Below are 20420 nucleotides of genomic sequence, written 5' to 3'. Positions count from 1 at the left end.
GAAACCTGCGCCGTGGCGTTTGGTCGCACCGTTGAACAGACACCGTCGACAGGAATGATTGTGACGATCCAACTAAAGTTTCTTGATAAGTTCGTTACGCTGAAAAGGCATTAGCTTATAAATGAAATATTATTAACCGGGTCATTCTGTGAACTCGCGCACACTCCCCCGGTAATTCACCAGTTAGTTATCGAATAAATGACTCGTGTAATTATTTCCAGAGCAAGCCCATCAGCGAAGCTTTAACGGCCGCGGCGATTTTGTTTTGGCAACCGAGTTTCTTCAGGCAATGGTTTATATGGAAGTTTACGGTCCTTTTGCTGATGCCGAGGATCACCGAAACATCGTCCGATGACTTTCCGTCAGCGGTCCATTGCAGAATTTCCTTTTCCCTTTGCGACAGTTCTATCGGTACCGGGATTACCGAATCGGCGCCGCGCATTTGCAGGCGCGTCAGGCCCAGATGGGTGATCTGGGCCAGCCATGAAAGCTCTGCCTGCTTGGTTTCGAGTTCCAGTGCGGTGATCGCTTCGCTGCCCCGGGCAAACGTCACCAGCCCTTGAGTTTCGCTGTTCAGCAGCGTCTGCCCCCAACCTTCGCAGATTCCATGAGCATGCGCTTCCTGCCAGAATTCGGGCGCCTGAGCCTTGAGTTCCGCGTCCCACAACACCGGTTTCACGCTGCGCATTGCGCGCATCACGTAAGGGTCGATGTCCAGGTAACGATTGGCGGAATAGGCAGCTTGCCAGGCCGGCGAATAGTTATTGGCGAGAAACAGGCAAGGTTTGGTGATGGGGAAAAGCCTACGTGAACCATAGGCCACATAATCAAACTCCAACTGCCTGGCAACGGTCTTGATATTGTCGAACAACAACTCGACATCCGTTGCAGACATGGCGTTTTCCAACAGTTCAGCCTGCCAATATGACATAGAGATTCCTTTCCCACAGTTATTGCTGTCGGCCTCTTGCCAACATGCCTAGCATATTTCCAAATGTTTCCGCTAGCTGTCAAGGGTGACAGGTAGTCTGCGAGCGCAGTGTGCACTTTAATCGCCACCCAACCAATCACTAAACGGAATCTGTGATGGATTACTTGTCAGGACGTTATGACCAGTTGACGACAGTAAAGCGTCAACGCTTGGCTCAATATCGCTATCAGGTCTTTGTCGAACGCCTCGGCTGGCAATTATCAACACCGGACGATTTCGAGTTTGATCAGTTCGACCACAGCGGCACCCATTACATCGTTGCGCAAGAAGAAGACGGCAACATCAAAGGTTGCGCACGCCTGTTGCCGACCACCCAGCCGTATTTGCTGAGTGAGGTGTTCACCGCGTTGCTCGGTGACCAGCCTGCACCGTGCGGCGATGACATCTGGGAGCTGTCGCGCTTCACCTCACTGGACCTCGATGCCGAGGGCGGCAAAAACGAACAAGTGATGTCCGACGAAAATACCGTCGGCCTGTTCATGGCCACGCTCGAGTACGCCCGAGCCTGCGGCGTTTCACATCTGGTGTCGGTGTCCCCGATTGCCATCGGCCGCCTGCTCAAACGCGGCGGCATTGACTACAAATGGCTGGCGCCGCCACAGGTCCTGGACAACCGAACCCTCGGCGCCTGCTACATCACGGTGCAGTAAAACTGCCCGACACGCGATAACAAAAAACACATCAACTGAAGCTGCCGACACGCGTCGAGCAGCACCTTTCGGTGTGGGTCGATTTCACGCCATGGATAGCAACTGCCTTACAACCAACGTTCAACACTGAGGGATGATCATGATCGACATGCACAGGAAAGTTGCCAAAGACATCGTCCACAAGGGCCACGACGACGATGTGCTGATTTACGACGCTCACCACTTGCTGCCGGCCTGGTTGCCTGCCGCCATCGTGCAACGGGCGAACCTTGATCCGATGGATCTGGAGGTTATCAATCAGGCCTATCGGCTGGACAGCGAGCGTCTGGTGCTGCGTTCACTGCCAACCATCATCGACCTGCAGGCGCTCGAACAGGCGGGCCTGTCGGACTGTCTGCCGGAGCTGCTGACGAATTACGAAAAGACCACCGACCACCTGATCCTCAGCGGCGTCTGGGTGCTGGAAAGCACCGAAGCCAAACTGGCTCGACTGCCCGGTTGCGACAACGGCCTGAGCCTCGATCAGCGCCGGCAGGTGCATGATGTCCTGAAAAACCTGGACGGCTGCCCGCAGCAGGGTCTGCTGTATTTCACCCTGTTCAACGACACCGCCAATTACTTTTTCTACCGCAAGCACCACGAGCACGTGCCGGGCCTGATGCTGATCGAAGCGGCACGCCAAGCGATGTATGCACAGTTCTACGAGCACAGCGGTTACGCCCGCGGCGAGGTGTCGATTTCCATCGTTGATCTGCTGTCGAGTTTTCCCCGGTACACCGAGTCTTCGTTTCAGGTGGATGTGCTGGTCGGCGACTACGAGGGCATGGCGCAGCCACGGGCGCGCAAGGTCGACAAGCGTGCGCGATTCTTCCAGCGCGGCGAACTGGTGGCCGACATTCGCCTGCATGGCGAAGTGATCAAGATGCCGGTGTTCAAGCGCATGCGGAATATCAACATCGACCCGGCCTGCTGGTTCCGCCCGCTCAAGGGCATACGCCATGAAGTGCTGGTGCGCCTGGATTCCGGGCGTCACCTCTCCGCCCGTCTGGAGCTGCTGTCGATGGCCGGGCTGCAAGTGCAATGCGACAGCCCGCTTGACGCCCCCGAGCGCGGACACGTCTACCTGTACCTGGAAAACGAAGGGATGATCAGCCTGCCGCTGCAATCGCTGCACGCCAGCGACGCGACAAAGGCCGGCACGCTCAAACTGCACCTGGCAGAGCTGGATTCGCCGTTGCGCTTCAAGTGGCGCGAGGTGCTCAAACAATTCGCTTACTTCTCCCACGAAGAAACCGCCCCGGCCCCGGCGCCCGCTCTCGGACAACCGGTGTGGATGACCTTCGATCAGACCACCGCAATGCCCGAACACAGGAAGGAAGCATGATGACGCGCTATCCCCACGTGCTGGAGCCGCTGCGGCTGGCCGGCGGGCTGGAGTTGCGCAATCGGCTGTTCTTCGCGTCGATGGGCGTGGACCTGGCTGACCACAGCGGGTGCGTGACGCCAGCCATGATCGAGTTTTATCAGGGCATCATGGAGGGCGGCTGCTCCATGGCGTTTCTGTGCAACGCCACGGTCTCGCCGCAGTCGCGTCTACAGAGCACCGGGCTCGGCCTGTTCGAAGCGCATCACGGCGAATCGCTCAGGGCGATGTTCGCCATGGCCGAGCAGGTCAACACGCCAGTGGGTGTGCAACTGCAGCATTACGGCGGCCAGGGCACCACCACGCACACCGGGGTTGCCGTGCTGACCCCAAGCGGCGTGCCCTGCCCGCGCGTGTCGAAACTTGATCCGGATTATCGCGTGCGGATCATGGACGAAACCGACATCGCCCTGGTGATCGAGCAGTTCGCCCACTCCGCCTGGCTGGCTTGGACCAACGGCGCACGCCTGGTGCAGTTGCAGGCGTCCAACGGCTACCTGCTGAGCAGCTTTCTTTCACCGCACACCAACAAGCGCACCGACCGCTATGGCGGCAGCGAAGAGAACCGCGCGCGGCTGTTGCTTGACGTGGTCAGGGCCATTCGCGAGCGTACCCAGGGCCAATTGATCGTCACCATTCGTCTGGGCATCGACGATCGTCTGGGCGCTGAAGGGCTGCAATATCCGGACATCAAGGAAACCGTTCAAGCGCTCTGTCAGGCCGGCGTTGCCGCGCTGGAATGTTCGATGTGCATGGGCGCGACTTTCGGCCAGTTGATCGTGCACTCCGAGACCATGGACGCATACCTGCAAGCCGGCGTGCGGGCGATCAAGTCGGTGTCGACAGTGCCGGTGGGTTACGCCGGTTTCATCGACGGTCTGGACAAGGCCGAGCAGTTACTGGCCGACGGCGTATGCGATTGGGTGGGCATGTCGCGGGCGCTGTTTGCCGACAACGACCTGATCAATAAAACCCTGCAGGGCCGCTCCGCCGACATCCACAAATGTCGATGGGACAGCCAGTGCTTCAGCGACAAGAGCAATCCGCGACTGGATCGGGTGTATTGCTGCGTGAACCCGAAATATTTACGCCCCGCGTTGGCATAAGGAGATGCGACATATGTACGATTTTCTGGGAAAAGTATGCCTGGTCACCGGCGGCACCAGCGGCATTGGCGAGACCGTCAGCGAACGCCTGATCAAGGCCGGCGCCGATGTGATCGTGTTCGGCCGAGACGAAGAAAAAGGCGCAGCGCTGGCCGATCGGCTGGGTGAACACTGCCGCTTCATCGCCTGCGATGTCGGTGACCCGGCGCAGGTCGAGCAGGCGTTCGCGAGCATTCGTTCGGCCTACGGCCGCCTCGACTGCGCGTTCAACAATGCCGGCGTGACCGCCAAGTACGCAGCGCTCGCGCAGTCGTGCCCGGATGACTGGATGAAGGTGATGAACATCAACGTCAACGGCACTTACCACTGCATGCGTCATGAACTGCAACTGATGCTCGACCGCGGCACCGGGGCCATCGTCAATACCTCGTCCTGCGCCGGCGTGGTACCGATTGGCGGCCAGGTGGCCTATGTCGCCAGCAAGCAGGCGATCAATGGCATGACCCAGGTGGCGTCGATCGAGAATGCGCGGCTGGAAGACGGCGGCTGCATTCGCGTCAATGCCGTCGCCCCCGGGCCGATCCTTGGCGGCATGAACAGCGAGGCACGCCTGAAAGCCGCACCGGAAAATACCCAGCGCAAAATCAACGTGACGTCGATGAAGCGCTTCGGCACGGCGGACGAAGTGGCCAACGCGGTGCTCTGGCTGCTCAGCGATCAGTCTGCTTACGTCACGGGTGTGATCATGCCCATCGATGGGGGTTACGCCAGCGGCAAGTTCTGAAATCAAATAAACCAACGACCCGCCGTGTGCGGGTCGTTTTGTTTGAGGGGCGTAAATCAGGAAAATCGCCGAATCCGGTCTACATTGAAAAGCCACTACCCAAAGCGCAGGGATTCGCTTATCCTTTCGCTGTATATAAATACAGTAGTCGCTAAGACAACTAAATGTGAAGGCATGTGAGGTGGTGAATGGCCGTCGAAGTGGTATACCGCAGCAGCCGAGATCTGGAGCGCTTGTTCATGGATAAAGCCGAAGCTGACCGTCATGACAAAATGCTCGAACTGGCCGAGATGCTGTCCGAAGTGTTGCAAAAAGCCGTGCCGTCGCTGAACGAGCAACAGGTTGAAGAAGTCGGGATCTACATGGCGAAGAACCGCGATGTGTTCGCCAAGGCGTTCAAGAGCCAGCCTGATGCGCTGTCGGAGCTGATCAATGCACCGGCAGACGTCGTTGAAAAAGCCGAAACGGCCGAGCCGGAAGAGGCTCCCGTGAAGCCGGTCAAAGCGGCGAAAGCTGCCAAATAACAACGTTTGAATCGAAAAGATCGCAGCCTGCGGCAGCTCCTAAAGGAAACATATTCCACTGTAGGAGCTGCCGCAGGCTGCGATCTTTTGCTTTTCAGCGATACAGGACTTTCTCCGCCAACTCATCCGCCACCCGCGCCGGCGAGCGTTTCTCGGCCTGCGCATGGGCAAACACTTCGGTCAGTCGCGAGGAAATCTTCGACAGATGCGCAGTGATCGTCCCCAGCTCTTCACCGCGATGCTTGAGCGAAACATAAATCAACCCGCCCGCGTTGATCACGTAATCCGGCGCATACAGAATCCCCCGACGCTCCAGTTGATCGGCCACGTCCAGATGCGTCAGTTGATTGTTCGCCGAACCCGCCACCGCCGAGCAACGCAGTTGCGTCACTGTGTGACTGTTGAGTACCCCGCCGAGGCCACACGGCGCAAGGATGTCGCACGGTGTGCTGAGCAACGCATCGTTGGCGATCGGATGCGCGTTGAGTTGCTCCATCGCCAGTTGCACCTTGCCGTGATCGATGTCGCTGACCAGCAATTCGGCGCCCGCCGCATGCAGTTGTTCCGCCAGTGCATAACCCACATTCCCCAGCCCCTGAATCGCTATGCGCAATCCTTCGAGATTGTCGCTGCCCAGCCGCGCCATGGCGGTGGCGCGAATTCCGGTGAACACCCCCATCGCCGCGTGCGGTGCCGGGTCACCGGCCGAGGTGGTGCTGGTGACATGCCGGGTCTGCTGGGCGATGCAATCCATGTCCGCCACCGACGTGCCGCTGTCGATGGCGGTGATGTAGCGACCGTCGAGCTGCTCGATGCAGCGCCCGAAAGCCTCGAACAGCGCACCGCGGTTTTCCACATGCGCCGGGCGTACGATCACTGCCACCCCGCCGCCCTGGGCCAGTCCGGCCAGCGCCGCTTTGTAGCTCATGCCCTGCGCGAGGCGAATGGCGTCCTCGACTGCGGATTCGTCGTTGGGATAGGCAAGATAACGGCAACCGCCCAGGGCAGGCCCGAGGCGACTGTTATGAATGGCAATGACCGCCTTCAACCCGGTGACCGGGTCAACGCTGAGGTGCAGCGATTCCAGGCGAGTGCTTTGCATGAGAGCGAACATCGGCAGGCTCCCGAATCACTTCTGGTAGTCGCCAGTATAGGCTTGCGCCCAAAAATTGCTGAAGCGCACCGGAATAAGCGTCGGCGCCGACGGCGACTTTGCGGCATAACCCGGCCGGTACTGGACGAATGGCACGGACGGGGCTAAAACGAGGCATGCCCCGGAGATTTCGATGAGTCCGCGCCAACGTTTTTTCGAGTGTCTGCACCGTTCACCGCCCGCACTGTTCGAAGCGGCGCTGTGGATGGCTGCCGAGCACGAAAAAGGCCTGGATGTCGAAGCACTGCAACAGGACTTCAAGGAGCTGCAACAGCGCGTCAGCTACGGCTTGCCGATGCTGCCAGTCAGCGAACTGGCGCAACCGTTGCTGCGGCGGATGAATGATCTGGGCTTTTCTCAGGACGATTTTCTGCCGCTGCGCCCACAGGTCGCGTTGTTGCACAAAGTGTTGCAGACCCGTCGCGGCCAGCCACTGAGCCTGTCCCTGATTGCTCTGGAACTGGCCCGTGGTCTGGAGATTCCGCTGGTCGGGGTGAACTTCCCCGGGCATTTCCTGCTGCGGGTGCCCGGCGCTGATCACTTGCTGGATCCCTGCGGCGGTCGGCGGCTTTACCCGAATGATTGTCGCGAGTTGTTGCAGCGTCAGTACGGCGCACACATGAAACTCAACGCCGAGCATCTATTGGTCGCCACCCCGATCCAAATGCTGCAGCGCCTGTCACGCAACCTGCGCCAGTTGCATCTGGCGCACGAGGATTACATCGCTGCGTTGATCGATGCCGAACGCGTGCTGGAACTGGGCGGTGCCAGCGCTGCCGATTATCTGGCCCGCGCCAGCCTGTATCAGCGCCTCGACTGCCCTAACGCCGAACGCTTCGATCTGGAACATGCGTTGCTGCTCAGTGACGATCCGATCCAGCGACTGCGCCTGACCGAACGGCTCGGGCACCTGCCTCCGAATTCCGTGGTCCACTAATCCCTGTGTGGGAGCGAGCCTGCTCGCGAAGCAGGCGCCTCGGTTTATCCTTTAGACCGCGTTATCGTTCTTCGCGAGCAAGCTCGCCCCTACATTGGATTGCGGGATATCTGAGGGCGAACGCACCTGGATGATCAGCATTGCCGCAATAACCGCCGGAATCGCGCAGAAGAAAAATATCTGCGCCACCGGAATGTGCATCGCCAGCAGCAGGCTGCCAAACAGCGGCCCGAGGATCGAACCGAAGCGCCCTACGCCCAGCGCCCAGCCAGTGCCCGTGGCGCGCACCTGCGCCGGATAGAAGTTACTGGCGAAGGCGTTCAACGTCAGTTGCCCACCAATGATGCAAAACCCGGCAGCAAACACGCAGGCCACCAGATAGCGCGGATTGTCGTGATTCAGGCCCAGCAGAACCGTGCACACAGCCGCCCCAGCCAACACCGCGCAGAGCAGCCGCACCTTGCGCTTGAGCCGGTCGGCGAACCACGCCATGCACACCGCGCCCAAGGTGCCGGCGAACAGGAACATCGAGGTCACCAGATTAGCTTCATTGAGTTGCAGACCGCTTTCCAGCAACAGCGTCGGCAGCCAGCTGATCATGAAATACAGCAGAATCAGGCTGACAAAAAACGTCGCCCAGATCAGCAGGGTCGGTCGTGCATAACCGTTGCGGAACAGCTCGACCACGGTCAGTTTGCTGCCCTGCTCGCGCTCGTTCTGCTCGACCGAGGCAGCCGGTGGCTGCCAGTCCGGCAGCATTCGCGCGGTGACTTGGCGCAAGCGCGCATAAGGCGGTGCGTCACGCAGCAGACGCGGCAGCGATTCCGGGAGCATCCACCACAGGAACGGGAACAACAGCAACGGCGTGACACCACCGGCGAGGAACACCGCTTGCCAGCCAAAGCGATCAATGAAGCCCGCCGCAACGAAACCACCCGCCGCACCGCCAAACGAAAACCCACAAGCGGCCAGCGTGACCATCAAGGTGCGCAAGCGCGGCGGCGAATACTCCGACATCAGGGCCATGGCACTGGGCATCGCTCCGCCCATGCCGATGCCGCAGATAAAGCGCGCGATCATCAGGGTATTCAGGGAATCGGCGAACACCATCAGCACCGTGAGGGTGGCGTAGATCAGCACGCACGCCAGCAGAATCCGCCGCACGCCGAAGCGATCAGCCAGCGGCGTCACCGCGAGCGAACCAAGGGTCAGGCCCAACAGGTTGGCACTGAAAACCGGCCCGAAGGCGGCTTTCTCCAGGCCCCAGTCCTGCGCCAGGGCCGGCACCACGTAACCGAGCACCTGGGCGTCATAGCCGTCGGTGACCAGCAACAAGGCGAGCAGGATCAAGAGCAACCACTGATAGCGGGACACAGGACGGGCGTCGAGTGCCGCCCGGAAGCTGGCAATCTGGTTGTGCATCGCAAGGTACCTGTTTTGTTTTTATGATTTTTTAGGGGCAACACGAACCTCCTGTGGGAGCGAGCCTGCTCGCGAAAGCGGTGTGCCAGCTAAAAGAATGTCTGCTGATACGACCTCTTCGCGAGCAGGCTCGCTCCCACAGGGTCTTACGGTGTATCGGGCTGGTTGGCCGGATGCGCCTTGATGAACGCCGGATGCTCAGCCGCCAACGCGGCTACGCGACAAATCCGTGGATAAGCCTGCAGCGAAACACCGAAGCGCTCCGCCGCGTACAACTGTGGAATCAGATAAACGTCCGCCACACACGGCCACTCGCCGAAACAGAAACCGCTGTCGCCGATCAACTGCTCGACGGTCGCCAGCCCTTGACTGATCCAGTGCGCAATCCATTCCACCACCTGCGGCTCTTCGTGGCCCAGCTGGCGCAGACGATTGAGCACGCTGACGTTGTGCAGCGGATGCACGTCGCAGCCAATCACCGCCGCGACGCCACGCACATGGGCGCGGGCGGCGAGGTCTTCCGGCAGCAGCGGCTGCTGTGGATAACGCTCTTCCAGGTACTCGATGATCGCCGGCGACTGAATCAGCAACTCGCCGTCATCAGTACGCAAAGCCGGCACCCGGCCCTGCGGATTGATCGCCAGATACGCCGCCTGCCGATGCTCGCCCCCGGACGGCGCAATCAGATTGACCGGTAGCGCGTTGTAGTCGAGCCCCTTCAGCGCCAGAGCGATACGCACCCGGTACGACGAGGTGGAACGGTAATAGGTGTAGAGATCCATGAGCCGCTCCTGTCAGCGCGCCGCCAGCACTGTGCCGCGGCATTCGCCGAAGCCGATCGAGGCAAAACCCTCTCGGGCGCAACGCGCGCGCAGGATGATTTCGTCACCGTCTTCGAGGAATTTGCGCACTTCGCCGGACGCCAGTTCGATCGGCTTTTTACCGCCCTCGGTGATTTCCAGCAGGCTGCCGAACTGACCGTTTTCCGGACCGGACAAAGTGCCCGAACCGAACAGGTCACCGGCCTGCAACTGGCAACCGTTGACGCTGTGGTGCGCGACCATTTGTGCGACGGTCCAGTACATGTAGCGCGTGTTGCTCAGGGTCAGGCGATGGGCCGGCAGATTCTGCTCGCGCATGGCTTCGGTGAGCAGCAGCACTTCCAGTTCGATGTCAAAGGCACCGGCCTCCTGATCGCGCTTGTCGAACAGGTAAGGCAGCGGCTGCGGATCACCTTCAGGGCGCGCAGGTTGTGCCATACGGAACGGCTCCAGCGCTTCGGCCGTCACCACCCATGGTGAGACGCTGGTGATAAAACTCTTGGACAGGAACGGGCCCAGCGGCTGGTATTCCCAGGCCTGGATATCGCGGGCCGACCAGTCGTTGAGCAGGCAGAAACCGGCGATGTGCTCGGCGGCGTCACCAATCGCAATCGGCTCGCCCATGTCGTTGCCCTGACCGATCCAGATGCCCAGCTCCAGCTCGTAGTCCAGTCGGGCGCAAGGGCCGAAGGTCGGCTCGCTGGCACCGGCCGGCAGGGTCTGGCCTTTCGGGCGGCGCACGTCGGTGCCGGAGGCGCGCACGGTGGAGGCGCGACCGTGATAACCGATCGGCACATGCTTGTAGTTCGGCAACAACGGGTTGTCCGGGCGGAACAGTTTGCCGACGTTTTGCGCGTGTTCGATGCCGACGTAGAAGTCGGTGTAATCGCTGATGCGTGCCGGCAGGTGCATTTGGCAATCGGCAGCCAAGGGCAGCAGTTTTGCGCCTTGGGCTTCGATGGCGCCGCGATGGCTGCTGCCCTCGCTGAACAGTTCCAGCAAGCGCGTACGCAAGGCGACACGGGCTTCGCGACCGAGGTCGAAGAAGGCGTTCAACAGGCCGCCGTGCATGGCCTCGACCGCACTGCGCGCGGCGCCGTCAAACAGACCGGCTTCAAGCGCCACTTGCAGATCGAAAATGTGTTCGCCAATCGCCACGCCCGCGCGCGGCGCCGAGCCGTTGATGCTGAATACGCCCAGCGGCAGGTTCTGCAACGGGAAATCCGCGTGGCCGTTGGCCGAAGCGACCCAGCTGCGGGTGATGGAATTCTGCGTCATGGGTTATCTCCGGGTCGGGTCGAACGTGGCGGGCAGCGTGGCCCAGCAGGCGTCGTAATTGGATTGCAGTTGCGGGCAGTCGAGGGCGAAGCGGCTTGGACGCAGCACCTGACTGGTCTCGAACATGAAGGCCATGGTGTTGTCGATCTTCGTCGGCTTGAGCTCGGCGTTGATTGCTTTGGTGCAGGTTTCGCCGTCCGGGCCGTGGGCGCTCATGCAGCTGTGCAGGGATGCACCGCCGGGCACGAAGCCTTCAGCCTTGGCGTCGTATTCGCCGTGGATCAGGCCCATGAATTCGTTCATCAGGTTGCGATGGAACCACGGTGGACGGAAGGTGTTCTCGGCGACCATCCAGCGTGGCGGGAAGATCACGAAGTCGAGGTTGGCCATGCCATGCACGCTGGTCGGCGAGGTCAGCACAGTGAAAATCGACGGATCAGGATGATCGAAACTCACGGTGCCAATGGTGTTGAAACGGCGCAGATCGTATTTGTACGGCACGTTGTTGCCGTGCCAGGCGACCACGTTCAGCGGCGAATGATCGAGTTGGGTGCCCCACAACTGGCCGAGGAATTTCTGCACCAGCGTCGTCGGCTGCTGCAGGTTTTCGTAGGCCGCGACCGGCGCGAGGAAGTCCCGTGGATTGGCCAGACCGTTGCTGCCGATCGGCCCCAGATCCGGCAGGCGCAGCGGCGCGCCGTGGTTCTCGGCAACGTAACCGCGCGCCTGCGGATCAAGCAGTTCGACGCGGAATTTCAGACCGCGTGGCAACACGGCGATTTCCAGCGGCGCGACGTCGAGCACACCGAGCTCGGTGGCAATGCGCAGTCGCCCGAGTTGCGGCACCAGCAGCAGCTCGCCGTCGGCGTTGTAGAACACCCGCTCCATCGAGCGGTTGGCGCAATAGTTATAGATGCTGATGCCGGCAGGCTTCTCCGCCGCCGAGTTGGCGACCATGCCAATCAGGCCGTCGATGAAGTCGGTTGGCTCGGCGGGCATCTGCAGGGGATTCCAGCGCAGACGATTCGGGGTTACGTCACCCAGCGGGCCGCCGGCCAGTTGCCGCTCCAGTTTGACGAACGCCGGGTGATTGGCCGACGGTTGAATCCGGTACAGCCACGTACGCCGGGCTTCACTGCGGGTCATGGTGAACGCCGTGCCGGAGAGCAATTCGGTGTAGAGGCCGTAGGGCGCTTTTTGCGGGGAGTTCTGGCCGATGGGCAAGGCGCCGGGCAACGCTTCACTGCTGAATTCGTTGCCGAAACCGGACTGGTACGCCAGCGCCGACGCGTTTGAATCGAGGTTCATGGAGCCTCCTGAACAGGGAGTCGGCAGTGGCCCATCGCTCTGGCTCAGAGGTTTGCGCACGCCGGGGTTGTTATTATCGTAATTCGATTACGCATAACGTAATTTGCTCGCTATCCAGCGTCAAGCTATAAAGACGCCCATTCGTTTTCGGATCCCGGCCGCACCATGGAAAAAACCAGCGACAGCAACGGCAAACAGAAAGTCCGCTCCGCCGAGGTAGGCACCGACATCCTCAAGGCGTTGGCCGAGTTATCGCCCTCCACCTCACTGTCGCGTCTGGCCGAACATGTGCAGATGCCGGCCAGCAAGGTGCACCGTTATCTTCAGGCTCTGATCGCCAGTGGTTTCGCCGAGCAGAACGCCGCCACCAACCATTACGGACTCGGCCGTGAAGCGTTGCGCGTGGGCCTGGCAGCCCTGAACAGTATGGACGTGCTGAAAGTCGCCGCCCTGCCGCTGTCCGAGTTGCGCGATGAACTGAATGAAACCTGCTTTCTGGCGGTGTGGGGCAATCAGGGCGCGACCGTGGTGCACATCGAGCCGGCAGTGCGCGCGGTGACGGTGGTCACGCAATTGGGTTCGGTATTGCCGCTGCTCAGTTCATCCACTGGCCTGGTGTTCAGTGCCTATCTGCCGCATCGCGAAACCGATGAACTGCGCGTACTGGAAACCGCCATCGCCGACCATCCGCTGGCCGATGAAAAAAACTACGCCAGCCTGTGTGAACAGATCCGCGAACGCGGCTTGCATCATGTGCACGGTTTGTTGATGCCGGGCGTGGATGCGTTGTCGGCGCCAGTGTTCAACGCCGTCGGGCAGATCGCAGCGGTATTGACGATTGTCGGCCCGACTTCATTGTTCCACGCGGATGAAAACGGCCCGGCCGCCCGGCGATTGCTGGCGGCGGCACGCGCCGTCAGTTGGCGCATGGGCTATCAGGCCGACGACCTGCGCCCTTGAAACAACAGCCACAATCCCTTCAGTGAACCAATAGCGTAGCCGGACACGACTGTTGCATGCCCCGTAACAGTGCATGTCCGGAATCGCTCTGTTTCCTTCGATCTCAAGTGCTTATTCTGAGCGGGCTTTCACGGCACACGCCGCAAAGCAACCAGCCTTGGCTGCCGAGCAACTCGCGCCAGCGCTGACCGATTTCAGATGAATCGATGCTTCGATTGATCGCCCCGGTGTTCACTGACGTTGATTTGTAGCTCCTTGATCCAACGTCTTACCTTGGCCGCTGCGTTTGCAGCGGCCTTTTTTATGGGCGAGATTCATGCCGGTGGGACAGGTCGCTTGACGGTCATGGCAGATGTCAAAGCGAATACTTCTGCAGATTCGCCATCATTTCCTTCAGCGCTTCAATGTTGTCCTTGGGATGCGCCGCCCCTTCGAAATCGCAGATCTGCTGCCAATGCGCCGCGACGTCTTGCGGGGAGAAACCGCTGCGTGGATCGAATCCGGCGCCGAGGCTGCGCTCCCAGCGCACTTTGCCCATCCAGCCACCACCGACTTCAAACAGACCGGACGTTTCCTGGCACTGCTCACTGGCCAGGTACACCACCAGCGGGCTGACCAGTTCCGGTTTCAGCTGTTCGAACACTTGCGGCGGGATCAGCCCCTCGGTCATGCGCGTACCGCCAGTGGGCGCGATGGCGTTGACCAGAATGTTGTTCTTGCGCCCTTCGATGGCCAGGGTACGGGTCAATCCGTAGAGGCCGAGTTTGGCCATGCCGTAGTTGGACTGACCGAAGTTGCCGTAGATGCCCGAAGTGGATGCGGTAAAGATCACCCGGCCGTAGTTTTGCTCGCGCAGGTGCGGCCAGGCGGCGCGGGTGACTTTGTAGGCGCCTTCGACGTGAACGCGATAGACCAGATCCCAGTCGGCGTCGTCCATTTTGTGAAAGGTCTTGTCGCGCAGGATCCCGGCGTTGTTCACCACCACGTCGACACGGCCAAAGGCGTCGAGGGCGTTCTGCACCAGTTTGTCGCCGTCGGTGACCGAGTCGTGGTTGGCCTCGGCAATGCCGCCGGCTTCGCGAATTTCCGCCACCACACGGTCGGCGGCGGAGGCATTGGCGCCCTCGCCCTGGGTCGAGCCGCCGAGGTCGTTGACCAGCACTCTGGCGCCGTGCCGGGCGAACAGCAAAGCATGCGCCCGGCCCAGACCACCACCGGCTCCGGTGACGATCACGACTTTATCTTCGAAACGTACGGACTCATTCATCGCAGGAACTCCAGCAGGCCAGTATTGAGTCCGAGTGTCAGGCACAGGGCTTTGGGTCACAACAAATACGGCTGAGGCTGAATGGTGCGCGATAACGGTGGGGGATGATGAGGGCGTCAAAAGATCAAAAGATCGCAGCCTGCGGCAGCTCCTGCATTAATTTGTGCAGGAGCTGCCGCAGGCTGCGATCTTTTGATCTCTCAGGAGCACGCGACCTTGCGCGGCGGCAACTCCAGGCGGTCACGAAACGCCAGATAATGTTTGAGCACCTGCACCGGCGCCTCGATCTGTGGATAGTGGCCGATGCCCGGCAACAACACCGTGTCGGCGCCCGCGATCAACTGGCGGTAACGCTCGACCATGTGCGCACCCGAGACCGGATCGACTTCGCCATCGATCACCCGCAACGGGATGTCATCACGCTGCATGGCCGCTACCCAGCGGTCGCGTTGCGCTCGGCGCTCGGGGATGTAGCCAATCAGTTTGTGCAGGATGCGCGGACCGCGGTGGGTCTCGATCAGGCTCCAGAAATCATCCAGTTCGCTTTCGCTGGGGCCGGTTTGCGGGCCGAAAATCTGCCGAAAGCTTTTCACCAATGCATCACGGCTGAAGGCCCGGCCAATCATCCAGCCCAAAGGGCTGAGCAGCAACTTTTGCATCAGCACCGGGCGATGGGTTTCCGGGAACAGCCCGCCGTTGAGGAACACGCAACTGGCGACGGCGAGCCGGTTTTCGTAATGCCGCGCGAGCAGTTCCTGGGCGACGCTGTCGCCGTAATCGTGAGCCAGAATATGCAGAGGTTGCTCGACCTGCAGATGGGCCAGCAGCGCCTGTTGCAAATCAGCCTGTTCCAGCAAGCTGTAGCTGTGATGCAACGGTTTGGCCGAATCACCGAAACCGAGCATGTCACAGGCGATCACCCGATAGCGCTGGGCCAGCGGCTGCCACAGGTAATGCCAGTCCCAACTGGCCGTCGGAAAGCCATGGATCAGCAACAGCGGCTCACCCTGCCCCGCCGTCCAGTAACGGATCGACTGGCCGCGAAAGACAAATGTCCGGCTGCGTTTGCGCCAGACACACAGTGGAATCTCGGCAAGAGGCATCAGAGTTTATATCCGGGGTCTTGTTTATCGAGTTTGCGCAGCAATGCCGGCCAAGCCAGCGCGCCGCCCATGCCTTGAGCACTCTTGGTGACGCCGGCGATCATCGCCTTGGCGCCCGCGAGGATCTGCGGTTCGATGGCGATCAGTTCAGCAGCGCCGGTCTGCGCCATGACCTGAATGTCGCAGGCACGCTGGAAAGTGAACATCATCAGAAAGGTGTCGGCGATGGTAGCGCCGCAGGTCAGCAACCCGTGGTTGTGCAGCATCAGGAAATTGTTCTCGCCCAGGTCGGCCTGCAAGCGCGCTTTCTCTTCGTGATTCAGCGCCACGCCTTCGTAGCCGTGATAGGCCAGGCTCGACAACACGAACAGCGACTGCTGGCTGATCGGCAACACGCCCTGCTTCTGCGCTGAAACGGCCACGCCGGACGCAGTGTGCGTGTGCAGTACACACACCACGTCGTGCCGCACTTCGTGCACGGCGCTGTGGATGGTGTAACCGGCGGGATTGATTTCGTAGGGACTGTCCATGAGCTTGTTGCCGGCCTGGTCGACTTTGATCAGGCTGGACGCGGTGATCTCATGAAACATCAACCCGAACGGATTGATCAGGAAGTCTTCGGTGCCCGGGACCTTGGCGGAAATGTGGGTGAAGATCAGGTCGTCCCAGCCATGCAGGGCGACCAGTCGATAACAGGCGGCGAGATCGACCCGGGTCTGCCACTCCGCAGCACTGACCTGGTCTTTGACATTAACGGGCGACTGGACGGGGGCTACGCTCACTGTATGCACCTCTGCGTTCTTATTGTTTTGCACGTGTCAGCAGTCTAGTCAGCTCCCGGGACTCACGTAGTTGCATTGCCAGCCAGCTTGATGACTGAGCGGGTCAGCCATGCAAACAGCTTGGATCCATGTCAAAGCAACGACGCCAACAAAGGCGCAGCGAACAGATTGAGCAGTCCCGTCAGCACCATCACCAGCCCGGCCACCGAGCCTTCTTCACCGCCCACTTCATGCGCCCGACTGACGCCGGCACCGTGCGCGCCAACCCCAAACAACGCACCGCGCGCCAAGGCACTGCGCAGCGGCAGCCACTTGAGCAGCACGCCGCCGAGCATCGCACCGAACACGCCGGTGAACATCACGAACACGGCCGTCAGTTCCGGTACGCCACCCAGATTCTGCGCCAGCGGCATGGCGAACGGCGTGGTGATCGAACGCGGCACCAGCGACATCGTGACCGAGGTATCCAGCGCCAGCGCCCTGGCCAGGCCAAACGAGGTGGCGATCGATGCCGCGCTGCCGGCGAGCATGCCCAGCAACAGCGCTGACCAGTGCCGCACCAGCAGACGTCGCTGCTGCCAGATCGGCACCGCGAAAGCGACCGTCACCGGCCCGAGCACCAGCATCAACCAGTGGGTGTTGCTGGCGTATTCGGCATAGGCCGTGTGCAACGGTATGGCGAGCGCCAGCAACAGCGCCGGCACCAGAATCAGCGGCGACAGCAGATAGCGCCCGGTACGCCGGTAAATCCAGCGACTGAACAGGTACGCCAACAGAGTGAAAGCGAGCCAGAACATCGGCATCCATTCAAGCTTCATGGGACCGCCTCAGACGCACAGCCAACTCCACGGTAAAGGCCGTCACCAGCATCACCATCAGAGTGCTGGCGCCAATCACCAGCAGAATCCGCCAACCGTCATCGCGCAGCAGTGCGCCGTAGTCGAGCAGACTCATCAGTGCCGGAATAAAGAACAGCAGCATCTCGGCCATCAGCAATCCGGCACCCAATTGCAGCGCCGCCGGTTTGACCCAGCCAAACGCGAACGCCAGCAGCAACAGGGCCATGCCGATGACGCCGCCGGGAATTGGCCATGCCAGCCACGCGGCGATCTGGCAGCCGAGCAAATAGAGACCGAGCAACACGGCCAGTTCTGCTATCAGACGGGAAACATAGGTGAGGGATGCAGCGTTCATGATGGGCTCCTTACAGGGGCTTATTTTACGAAGCGGCCTGCCATCCCAGAAGCGAATTGTTAGACTCATGGCTATTCCAAAACGGAATCGGACAATGGAATTCAAACAGCTGCGCAGTTTTGTCGAAGTCATGCGTCAAGGCGGCTTTACCCAAGCGGCGAAATCCCTGCACGTCAGTCAGTCGGCGGTGAGCAAACAAGTCGCGCAACTGGAGCAGAGTCTCGGCACGCCGTTGCTCGAACGGCTCGGCTCCCAGTTGCACCTGACCGCTGCGGGCAGCGTGGTGCTGTCACACGCCGAGGGCATGCTGCGCTTGCGTCAGGAGTTGCTCAGCGAACTGGATGATCTGAGCCAACTGGCGCGCGGCGAATTGCGCCTCGGTCTGCCGCTGCTGGGCAGCGATGCGTTGTTCGCCGGTTTGTTCGCCGAATATCGACGGCGCTATCCGAACATCAGCATTCAATTGCTTGAGGGCGGCAGCCGTAACGTCGAGCAGGCGGTGCTCAGCGGTGAACTGGAGTTGGGTGGCAGCTTGCTGCCCAAGGATCCGCAGTTCGATTTTCAACCGTTCTGCGATGAGAAGCTCGACGCGTTGCTGCCGGTGGATCATCCGCTGGCGGCGCGCGGTGAAATTGCTCTGGAGGAGTTGGCCGAGACACCGTTCCTGCTGTATCAGCGCAGCTTCGTGCTCAATGACCGGTTATTGCAGGCGTGCCAGCAACTGGGCTTTACCCCGAAAGAAGGCGGGCGCAGTGGCCAGGCGGATTTTCTCGTGGCGCTGGTGGCGGCCGGGCAAGGCGTGGTGCTGTTGCCGAGCGTGGTCGCCCGGGCACTGGAGCGTCCGGGCGTGGTGCGCCTGACCTTGCGCGCGCCAGATTATCTGCGTTGGGATATCGCGTTCATCTGGCGTCGCGGCGCCTACCTGTCGAAAGCCGCGCAGGCCTGGCTGGCCCTGCTGCGCGAGCGCGCGATCAGCCCTTGAGCGTGGCGATCAACTGCGCCAGCCAAGGCTCGGCATCGGTTTCCGGGGTCACGCTTTCGCTGGCGTCCAGACGCAGCATCTCCTGCACTTCGCGCAGGCCCAGCTCGGCGAACAACTCACGCATCAGCTCGCCGCCACCGCAGAACGTATCGCCGTAACTGGCATCGCCCAAACCGATCACCGCACCGGGCAAGCCGCGCCAGGCCATTGGCAATTGATCGCGAAGGCTGAAATACAGCGGCTGCAGGTTATCCGGCAATTCGCCCATGCCGGTGGTCGAGGTCACCGCGAGAATCGCTTCAGGGCCGAACGCCTGTATATCCGCCAGGCTGGCGCGCGAGTTGTAGAAGGTTTCAAAACCGGCGTCTTTCAGCAGGTTCTGCGCGTGACGGGCGACTTCTTCGGCCGCGCCGTAAACCGAGCCGGAGAGGATGGCGACTTTCATCAATCTGATCCTGAAGCTGAAAAAAAGAGCGGCGATAGTAGCAGTCCGACGTAAAAGCCGCGATCCAGGCCCGAATAGCCGTGATGGCCAGTAGACAGACTGGCTGGAACTTCTAGAATGCCAGCCAATATCGACACTGAAAGGATTCATTGATGATCAACGCCAATCTGCTGCAAATGGTGATCAACGCTTCGAACGACGGGATCGTGGTTGCAGAAAAGGAAGGCGAACAGGACAACATCCTGATTTACGTAAACCCGGCCTTCGAGCGCCTGACCGGCTACAGCAGCGAAGAAATTCTCTACCAGGATTGCCGTTTTCTGCAGTCCGGCGACCGCGATCAGGCCAATCTGACGCGGATTCGTGACACCTTGCGCAATGGCGGGGCGTGCCGGGAAATCCTGCGTAACTACCGCAAGGACGGCACGCCATTCTGGAACGAACTGTCGCTGTCGACAGTGAAAAACGACAAGGACGGCCAGACTTATTTCGTCGGCGTGCAGAAGGACGTCACGGTTCAGGTCAAGGCGCAGCAACGCGTCGCGCAACTGGAAGCACAGGTTGCCGCCTTGCAAGCCGAACTCTCTGCCCTGAAAGCGACGAACGGCGCAAACAAAACGGCGAACTAAGTGTCAGTAACTACAATCACCAATGACTTTGTAACTAATTCTTTCGAGCCAGGCCATGCAACGCGACGCCCTCCTGACCCAGGATGAGCTGGATTTCATCCAGACCATGCAGCACAACCCGCAACTCAATGTGCGGGATGCGACGTCGAGCCTGTTGGTCAATGGTGGCTCGCAGATCCGTGACCTGCTCACGCGCCTGGCGGCTCATGAGCAAGTGACCATCCAGGCCAACTTCGAAAATCAGCAGATGACCTTCCCGTTGCACCTGGTGGAAGACGAATTTCACGCGTTGCACCTGCGTCTGGGCGTACCAAGCATTTACGAAGACGGGCCGATGGTTCGCCCATGGCGCCTGACTCTCGAAGAGCCGGTCGCGCTGGAAAATGCCAAAGGGCAACCGGGGATGATGTGGGTGCACGAGGTGTCGCACAAAGGCGTGCTGCTGGAAATGCGCAACAAGACCAAACCGCCCAAGCATTTCGCGCTGTGGTTCAGCCCTTCAGGGTATGAGCGGATTTCCCTGCGCGGCAATTTCGAGCGCGAAACCGAGCATGGCTTCTACGCCTACGAGCTGAGCCAGACCGATGCCGATGAAACCGAACGCCTGCGCCAGTTCATCCTGCAACAACACCGTCTGACCCACCCCGCCCTGCACACCTGA

21 protein-coding genes and 1 pseudogene are annotated in these 20420 nt (G+C 60.5%); 10 read left to right on the top strand and 12 right to left on the bottom strand.

All coding sequences use genetic code 11. The features are described 5' to 3' along the window. Window positions 1–211: 211 nt before the first annotated feature. Window positions 212–931, bottom strand: coding sequence for an autoinducer binding domain-containing protein (locus tag B1722_RS18450; protein ID WP_086793815.1), 720 nt, complete (start codon window positions 929–931; stop codon window positions 212–214). A gap of 155 nt (window positions 932–1086) precedes the next feature. Between B1722_RS18450 and B1722_RS18445 the strand changes: the two genes are divergently transcribed. From B1722_RS18445 to B1722_RS18425, 5 genes and pseudogenes are all read left to right on the top strand, one after another. Next, window positions 1087–1641, top strand: coding sequence for an acyl-homoserine-lactone synthase (locus B1722_RS18445; protein ID WP_086793813.1), 555 nt, complete (start codon window positions 1087–1089; stop codon window positions 1639–1641). Window positions 1642–1789: 148 nt separating this feature from the next. Continuing rightward, entirely contained in the window at window positions 1790–3025 is a 1236-nt protein-coding gene (locus B1722_RS18440) for an AfsA-related hotdog domain-containing protein (protein WP_254616383.1), read from the top strand. Continuing rightward, window positions 3022–4170, top strand: a complete 1149-nt coding sequence (locus B1722_RS18435; protein ID WP_041073969.1) for an NADH:flavin oxidoreductase — start codon at window positions 3022–3024, stop codon at window positions 4168–4170. Before B1722_RS18440 ends, B1722_RS18435 begins: the two co-directional genes overlap by 4 nt. A gap of 13 nt (window positions 4171–4183) precedes the next feature. Then, window positions 4184–4954, top strand: a complete 771-nt coding sequence (locus B1722_RS18430; RefSeq protein WP_041073968.1) for an SDR family NAD(P)-dependent oxidoreductase — start codon at window positions 4184–4186, stop codon at window positions 4952–4954. Between the two features lie 188 nt (window positions 4955–5142). Next, window positions 5143–5397 (top strand): annotated as a pseudogene (locus B1722_RS18425) (YebG family protein); the annotation flags it as partial. A gap of 175 nt (window positions 5398–5572) precedes the next feature. Here the strand turns inward: B1722_RS18425 and B1722_RS18420 are convergent. After that, window positions 5573–6592, bottom strand: a complete 1020-nt coding sequence (locus tag B1722_RS18420; protein WP_047291790.1) for a Glu/Leu/Phe/Val dehydrogenase dimerization domain-containing protein — start codon at window positions 6590–6592, stop codon at window positions 5573–5575. A 172-nt stretch (window positions 6593–6764) separates the two neighbouring features. On the opposite strand from B1722_RS18420, the gene B1722_RS18415 reads away from it, so the two are divergent. Further along, window positions 6765–7568: a SirB1 family protein gene (locus B1722_RS18415; protein ID WP_086793811.1), complete on the top strand. Its 804-nt coding sequence runs from the start codon at window positions 6765–6767 to the stop codon at window positions 7566–7568. 51 nt (window positions 7569–7619) lie between these two features. On the opposite strand, the gene B1722_RS18410 is transcribed toward B1722_RS18415, so the two are convergent. The 4 genes from B1722_RS18410 to hmgA all read right to left on the bottom strand — a co-directional run bounded on the left by B1722_RS18410 (window position 7620) and on the right by hmgA (window position 12397). After that, the gene (locus B1722_RS18410) at window positions 7620–8990 is read right to left on the bottom strand and encodes an aromatic acid/H+ symport family MFS transporter (RefSeq protein WP_086793809.1); all 1371 of its coding nucleotides are present in this window, start codon (window positions 8988–8990) and stop codon (window positions 7620–7622) included. Between the two features lie 146 nt (window positions 8991–9136). Beyond that, window positions 9137–9772: a maleylacetoacetate isomerase gene (gene maiA / locus B1722_RS18405; RefSeq protein WP_041073963.1), complete on the bottom strand. Its 636-nt coding sequence runs from the start codon at window positions 9770–9772 to the stop codon at window positions 9137–9139. Between the two features lie 12 nt (window positions 9773–9784). Continuing rightward, complete coding sequence (gene fahA, locus B1722_RS18400) at window positions 9785–11089, bottom strand: fumarylacetoacetase (RefSeq protein ID WP_041073962.1); 1305 nt, start codon at window positions 11087–11089, stop codon at window positions 9785–9787. Window positions 11090–11092: 3 nt separating this feature from the next. After that, window positions 11093–12397 carry a homogentisate 1,2-dioxygenase gene (hmgA, locus tag B1722_RS18395; RefSeq protein WP_041073961.1) on the bottom strand — a complete coding sequence of 435 codons (1305 nt, stop codon included), beginning with the start codon at window positions 12395–12397 and terminating at the stop codon, window positions 11093–11095. A gap of 165 nt (window positions 12398–12562) precedes the next feature. On the opposite strand from hmgA, the gene B1722_RS18390 reads away from it, so the two are divergent. Further along, window positions 12563–13357 carry an IclR family transcriptional regulator gene (locus B1722_RS18390; protein WP_041073960.1) on the top strand — a complete coding sequence of 265 codons (795 nt, stop codon included), beginning with the start codon at window positions 12563–12565 and terminating at the stop codon, window positions 13355–13357. A gap of 355 nt (window positions 13358–13712) precedes the next feature. Here the strand turns inward: B1722_RS18390 and B1722_RS18385 are convergent, their stop codons facing one another. The 5 genes from B1722_RS18385 to B1722_RS18365 all read right to left on the bottom strand — a co-directional run bounded on the left by B1722_RS18385 (window position 13713) and on the right by B1722_RS18365 (window position 17703). Beyond that, complete coding sequence (locus tag B1722_RS18385) at window positions 13713–14624, bottom strand: SDR family oxidoreductase (RefSeq protein WP_086793807.1); 912 nt, start codon at window positions 14622–14624, stop codon at window positions 13713–13715. Window positions 14625–14824: 200 nt separating this feature from the next. Then, window positions 14825–15727 carry an alpha/beta fold hydrolase gene (locus B1722_RS18380; RefSeq protein WP_086793805.1) on the bottom strand — a complete coding sequence of 301 codons (903 nt, stop codon included), beginning with the start codon at window positions 15725–15727 and terminating at the stop codon, window positions 14825–14827. Next, complete coding sequence (locus B1722_RS18375; protein ID WP_041073956.1) at window positions 15727–16509, bottom strand: class II aldolase/adducin family protein; 783 nt, start codon at window positions 16507–16509, stop codon at window positions 15727–15729. Before B1722_RS18375 ends, B1722_RS18380 begins: the two co-directional genes overlap by 1 nt. Before the next feature lie 131 nt (window positions 16510–16640). Next, entirely contained in the window at window positions 16641–17327 is a 687-nt protein-coding gene (locus B1722_RS18370; RefSeq protein WP_041073954.1) for an LrgB family protein, read from the bottom strand. After that, window positions 17317–17703 carry a CidA/LrgA family protein gene (locus B1722_RS18365; RefSeq protein WP_041073952.1) on the bottom strand — a complete coding sequence of 129 codons (387 nt, stop codon included), beginning with the start codon at window positions 17701–17703 and terminating at the stop codon, window positions 17317–17319. Before B1722_RS18365 ends, B1722_RS18370 begins: the two co-directional genes overlap by 11 nt. 94 nt (window positions 17704–17797) lie before the next feature. On the opposite strand from B1722_RS18365, the gene B1722_RS18360 reads away from it, so the two are divergent. Continuing rightward, entirely contained in the window at window positions 17798–18685 is an 888-nt protein-coding gene (locus B1722_RS18360) for a LysR family transcriptional regulator (protein WP_041073949.1), read from the top strand. Here B1722_RS18360 and B1722_RS18355 read toward each other — a convergent pair. Beyond that, complete coding sequence (locus tag B1722_RS18355; RefSeq protein ID WP_041073948.1) at window positions 18675–19130, bottom strand: flavodoxin; 456 nt, start codon at window positions 19128–19130, stop codon at window positions 18675–18677. The genes B1722_RS18360 and B1722_RS18355 overlap by 11 nt on opposite strands. 152 nt (window positions 19131–19282) lie before the next feature. On the opposite strand from B1722_RS18355, the gene B1722_RS18350 reads away from it, so the two are divergent. Together B1722_RS18350 and B1722_RS18345 are read left to right on the top strand one after the other, a co-directional pair. Next, entirely contained in the window at window positions 19283–19759 is a 477-nt protein-coding gene (locus tag B1722_RS18350) for a PAS domain-containing protein (protein WP_041073945.1), read from the top strand. A gap of 55 nt (window positions 19760–19814) precedes the next feature. Next, complete coding sequence (locus tag B1722_RS18345) at window positions 19815–20420, top strand: hypothetical protein (RefSeq protein ID WP_025109427.1); 606 nt, start codon at window positions 19815–19817, stop codon at window positions 20418–20420.

The sequence above is a fragment of the Pseudomonas sp. SCPG-7 genome, from assembly GCF_002156405.1.
Taxonomy (GTDB): domain Bacteria; phylum Pseudomonadota; class Gammaproteobacteria; order Pseudomonadales; family Pseudomonadaceae; genus Aquipseudomonas; species Aquipseudomonas parakoreensis.
This window is presented reverse-complemented; position numbering and strand designations above follow the sequence as displayed.